The sequence below is a fragment of the Anaerotignum sp. genome (assembly GCF_045122575.1).
Taxonomy (GTDB): domain Bacteria; phylum Bacillota; class Clostridia; order Lachnospirales; family Anaerotignaceae; genus Anaerotignum_A.
In genome coordinates, this window is sequence record NZ_JBGVHV010000031.1 from 1 (window position 1) to 3,063 (window position 3,063).

5 protein-coding genes are annotated in these 3,063 nt (G+C 48.6%); all 5 read left to right on the top strand.

Annotated elements, in window-relative coordinates; translation table 11 throughout:
* Positions 1–33: 33 nt before the first annotated feature.
* Complete coding sequence (locus ACJMLT_RS01330; RefSeq protein ID WP_405725431.1) at positions 34–540, top strand: RNA polymerase sigma factor; 507 nt, start codon at positions 34–36, stop codon at positions 538–540.
* Complete coding sequence (locus ACJMLT_RS01335) at positions 524–829, top strand: zf-HC2 domain-containing protein (protein WP_405725434.1); 306 nt, start codon at positions 524–526, stop codon at positions 827–829. Before ACJMLT_RS01330 ends, ACJMLT_RS01335 begins: the two co-directional genes overlap by 17 nt.
* 205 nt (positions 830–1,034) lie before the next feature.
* Entirely contained in the window at positions 1,035–1,991 is a 957-nt protein-coding gene (locus ACJMLT_RS01340) for a beta-ketoacyl-ACP synthase III (protein WP_405725437.1), read from the top strand.
* Positions 1,992–2,014: 23 nt separating this feature from the next.
* On the top strand, positions 2,015–2,239 hold the full coding sequence (locus ACJMLT_RS01345; protein ID WP_405725440.1) for an acyl carrier protein: 225 nt from the start codon (positions 2,015–2,017) through the stop codon (positions 2,237–2,239).
* 27 nt (positions 2,240–2,266) lie between these two features.
* On the top strand, positions 2,267–3,063 hold a 797-nt coding region (locus ACJMLT_RS01350; protein WP_405725443.1), incomplete at its 3' end, for a nitronate monooxygenase.

Genomic DNA, 3,063 nt, shown 5'->3' on the forward strand with positions numbered 1-3,063 from the left:
AAAATCCTGAAATAAACAAAGGAAGGTGATCGGATGAAAGCCTTTGAAACATTGTATCGGGAATATTATCAGAAAGTGTATGCCTTCCTGTATCGTCTCTGTGCCGATGCTACGCTGGCGGAGGATCTGACCCAGGAAACCTTTCTGCAGGCCTACAAATCTTTCCATAAATTCCGCGGCGACTGTGAGGTGTTCACCTGGCTGGCAGCCATTGGGAAGCATGTCTATTTCAAATATCTGAAAAAGAAAAAGCTCCATCTGGATGCGGCCAATCTGGAACTGGTGGCCCAGAGTTATCTGAGCGGAGACTGCAGCCCTGAGGAGCATATGCATCAAAAGGACGTGGAAGAAGCAGTGCGTAAAGTGGTGGAAAATATTCCGAAAAAATATCGGGATGTGGTGCTGCTGCGGATCTATGCAGAACTGCCTTTTTCCCAGATCGCGCAGATTTTGAAGATCAGCGAAAGTTCCGCAAAGGTCATTTATTTCAGAGCAAAGAAAATGCTGATGGAGGTGTTGAAGGATGAACTGGAAATGTGAGATCGTGACAGACCTTGCGCCCATGTATCATGACGGCGTGGCAAGCGAAGCAAGCAAAAAACTGGTGAAGGAACATTTGAGAGAATGTCCTGCATGCAGAGCATACTATAAAAAATATCGTCCCGCAGAAGGGATCAAAATGGATCTGCCCATTTCTGATGCAGAGGATTTTGTGCTGCTGGCAAAGCAGATGCGCAAACGCCGCCTGCTGCTGTGGGGAGGTTTTCTGACTTATGTCAGCGCAACACTGGCGGCACTGGCTCTGTATTGGGCACAGAAAAACAGATAAATTTCATCTGAAATAAAAAAAATTAAAAAATTTTTCAATGCTGAAAATGTTGAGTTCTCAACGATTTTCGGCATTTTTTATTTTTTGCGAAAATTTTTTTGAAAAAATGGTGTAACCTTTTTTGAAATTTGGGGTACTAACTTTTCGAAACCAAAAATTGGGGGAACAGGAAAAGCTCTTTCCCCAGAAAAAGGGAGGAACAGAAATGAGCTTTCGTGTATTGGGAACAGGCAGTTATGTGCCGCCCAAGGTGGTGACCAATGATGACCTGTCACAGTTTTTAGATACCAATGACGCATGGATCACCCAGAGAGTCGGCGTAAAAGAACGTCGGTTCAGTGTCAATGAGACAGCGGCGGAGATGGCGGCAAAGGCAGCAGAAGCGGCTCTGGAAAACAGCGGTGTTGCTCCCGAAGAGATCGACCTGATCCTGCTGGCAACGATCTCCGGTGAAAATCAGGTGCCCTCCACAGCCTGTGTAACGCAGAAACTGCTGGGACTTAGTTGCATGGCGCTGGAGGTGAATGCGGCCTGTTCCGCTTTCGATTTTGCGCTGGAAACGGTGGCCGGTTATTTTGCCAGAGGGAAAGTGAAAAAAGCCCTCGTCATCGGCACAGAACGCATGAGCCGTATTCTGGACTGGACGGACAGAGGCACAGCGGTCATTTTTGGTGACGGTGCCGGTGCGGTAGTTCTGGAAACAGGCGAAAATTACATCGATTCCGAGTTCCATGTAGAAGGCAACGAGGAGATCCTCGGATTTGCCCTTCCTGTAGGCAGTTCCCCTTACTATGAAAGAGGACAGGAATGGAGTCCGCTGGTATATATGGACGGACAGGCAACGTTCAAATTTGCAGTCAACGCCATCGTGAAGGACTGCGATGCGTTGGTGCAGAGAAACGGACTGACCTATGAGGACATTACCTACATCGTACCTCATCAGGCCAATATTCGTATTATCGATTTTGCCAGCAGAAAACTGAAGGTTCCCATGGAAAAATTCTGTGTGAACATCGACAGATATGGCAATACCTCTTCCGCCAGCATCCCCATCGCGCTGGATGAACTGAACCGCGCAGGGAAGCTGAAACGAGGAGATTATTTATTACTGCCTGCCTTTGGCGGCGGTCTGGCAAGTGCATGTTGTTTATTAAAATGGTAAATGAAAAAAGGAGAATGAAAATTATGGTATTCGAAAAAATTGCAGAACTGTTAGCAGAAAAATTGGAATGTGAAGCAGCAGAAATCAAAATGGAAACAGAATTCGGCGCACTGGGCATCGACTCTCTGGACGTAATGGAACTGCTGATGAATCTGGAAGAAGAATTCGGCACAGAAATCGAAATGGGCGAAAACAAAGTAAACACAGTTTCCGATCTGGTAAAACTGATCGAAGCAAAACTGGCGTAAGAAGAAAGTAAGGAGGACGACGATATGATCGTTTCACCGATTTGTGAGATGCTTGGCATCGAATATCCCATTTTTCAGGGGGGCATGGCTTGGATCGCTGACGGCAAACTGGCAGCTGCCGTTTCCAACGGCGGCGGTCTGGGCATTATTTCTGCCATGAACGCCGGCGGCGATTATCTGAGAGAACAGATCCGCATTGCCAGAAGCCTGACAGATAAACCCTTCGGCGTGAATATCATGCTGATGAGCCCCCATGTAGAGGAAGTGGCGAAAATCGTTGCAGAAGAAAAGGTTGCGGTAGTGACAACAGGGGCAGGTATCCCTAATAAATACGTTCCCATGTGGAAAGAGGCGGGTATCAAGGTCATTCCTGTAGCGGCTTCCGTAGCAGCTGCAAAAATGATGGCTCGTGCCGGTGCTGATGCAGTCATTGCCGAAGGCGGAGAAAGCGGAGGTCATATCGGCGAACTTTCCACTATGCCCCTGGTGCCTCAGGTGGCCGATGCAGTGGATATCCCCGTTCTGGCGGCAGGCGGCATCGGGGACGGCCGCGGTATGGCGGCAGCCTTCATGCTGGGCGCAGTTGGCGTGCAGATGGGTACACGCTTCCTTCTGGCAGAAGAATGCGGCGTACATCCCAATTATAAAAACATGGTTCTGAAGGCTACAGATGTTTCCACTACAGCTACAGGCAGACGTTTTGGCGGGAGCACCTGCCGTGTGATGAAAAATCAGTTTGCCCGTCATTTCCTGCAGGTGGAATATGCCCCTGAAACCACTGCCGAAATGGTAGATCAGCTGGGGGTAGGTGCCCTCAGAAAGGC